The 668-nt window shown below is 79.6% G+C and carries 1 protein-coding gene; it reads left to right on the top strand.

The features are described from left to right. Positions 1 to 596, top strand: a 596-nt coding sequence (locus AC5LUJ_RS13315) for a helix-turn-helix transcriptional regulator (protein ID WP_493465020.1), incomplete at its 5' end; no start/stop codon positions are given. Positions 597 to 668: the final 72 nt, after the last annotated feature.

Below are 668 nucleotides of genomic sequence, written 5' to 3'. Positions count from 1 at the left end.
GGTCCGGGCCGCCGGGGGCGCGGCTCGCCGGGTCGGGAGCCGCCGCCGCGCGACCAGCCGTGGCCCGGCCGCGGCCACCGGCGTCCCCGACGATCGCGGGTGTCACCGGCGGCCCCGCCGGCGGAACCGGGCGGGCGGGCTCACCCCGCCCGCGACCGGTGGGCCAGCCGGCCGCGGCGGCCCGTGGCATCCTCCCGGCGGTGCCAGGTGACATCGCCCGGCCGGACGCGCCGCTCCCGCGACGCGCCGCCGGCCGGCCGGCCGGCCCGACCGGTCCGGCTGGTCCGGGCGGTTCGGCCGGAAGCGTCCTGGCGGGCTCCTCCCAGGTCGGGCCGCAGGCCGGACACGCGGTGGGGACGGCCGGGCCGGGGGTGGAGCCGGCCGGGCCGCCGCCGGCCGCTGTCGAGCCGCTGAGCGGCCGGGAGCAGACGGTCCTGAGCTATCTGCCGACGATGCTCACCACGGCGGAGATCGCCAGCGAGATGTTCGTCTCGGTGAACACCGTGAAGACCCACCTCAAGAGCATCTACCGTAAGCTCGACGTGGCCCGCCGCCGGGACGCCGTGCACCGGGCTCGTGCGCTTCACCTGCTGTGAGCCCAGGATCCGCTGTGAGCCCGGCCGGGCCGGGGGCCAGAGCCGTGTCCCGCGGAGCCCCCTGGGCCACCC

The organism is Protofrankia sp. CiP1_Cm_nod3, from assembly GCF_982290655.1.
The sequence above is the reverse complement of the archived record's forward strand: the minus strand, read 5'-3'. Positions and strand labels throughout refer to the sequence as shown.